This is a genomic window from Anaerotignum lactatifermentans, assembly GCF_014982935.1.
In the GTDB taxonomy this organism is placed as follows: domain Bacteria; phylum Bacillota; class Clostridia; order Lachnospirales; family Anaerotignaceae; genus Anaerotignum; species Anaerotignum lactatifermentans.
Map to the genome: position 1 here is coordinate 1 of NZ_JADCKK010000155.1, position 1,099 is coordinate 1,099.

At 69.7% G+C, this 1,099-nt stretch carries 1 protein-coding gene; it reads left to right on the plus strand.

The annotated features are described in order from the left end of the window. Positions 1–175 precede the first annotated feature (175 nt). A partial coding sequence (locus INF29_RS14435; RefSeq protein ID WP_193487426.1) for an ROK family protein occupies positions 176–1,099 on the plus strand: 924 nt, incomplete at its 3' end.

Here is a 1,099-nt window from a genome sequence, read left to right on the forward strand (position 1 = left end):
TCATCGACATTCTCGAGGAGATATCGAGCGCACCGGGGATACGCCGAGTTCTTGCGAGCGGTGCGCAGTAGGCGAGCGCGGAGCGCTCCTGCCGTCTGCCGGGATATCGGACAAAACGGCTGGGAGGCGCGGTATCATGTGCTGCACGTGGTAAAACCGAGAAAGGGGGCCGAGGATGGCCGAAGAGCTGTTCGTGGGTATCGACGTGGGCGGAACGACCGTCAAGGAGGGCCTGGTCAACCGCGAGGGCAAGATCCTGTCCAAGCTGAGCGTGCCCACGCCGCCGCTGGTGGACGAGGCCGGTTACGCCGCGGTCATCGACGGCATCAAAAGCCTGCTCGCCGCCCAGGACGGCGACGTCGTCCTCAAGGGCATCGGACTTGCGGTTCCGGCCCCGGTTCCCGATGACGGCGACGTCAAGCTCATCGCCAACGCCTCGATCGACCTCCAGGGACTCGGCGCGGCGCTCAGGGACGCGTTCGGCGGCGCCGTCGTCGCGTTCGTGAACGATGCCAACGCGGCCGCGCTCGGCGAGATGTGGCGCGGCTCGGCGCTCGGCCATCGCAGCATGGCGCTCGTGACGCTCGGCACGGGCATCGGCGCCGGCGTCGTCGTCGACGGCAAGGTCATCGGCGGCGCCAACGGCGCGGGCGGCGAGGTCGGCCACACCTGCGTGAACCCCGCCGAGGAGCGCGTGTGCGGCTGCGGACGCCACGGCTGCCTCGAGCAGTACGCGTCCGCGACCGGCGTCGTGAATACCTACAAGGTGGAGTGCGAGAAGCGCGGCTGCCAGCCCGTCGAGCTCGCCGGTCCCTCCGACTCCAAGAGCGTGTTCGACGCCTATCAGGCGGGGGATGAGGCGGCAGCGGCGGCGGTCGACACCATGGTCGAGTATCTCGGCCTGGCGCTCGCCAACCTCGCGTGCACGGTCGACCCCGAGGCCATCGTGCTCGGCGGCGGCCTGTCCGCCGCGGGCGCCCTGTTCCTGGGCAAGCTCGTGGAGCGCTTCAAGCACTACACCCTGTCGGTGTGCGCCGACACCCCGATCGAGATCGCCTCGCTCGGCAACGACGCCGGGCTCATCGGCGCCGCCTACGCC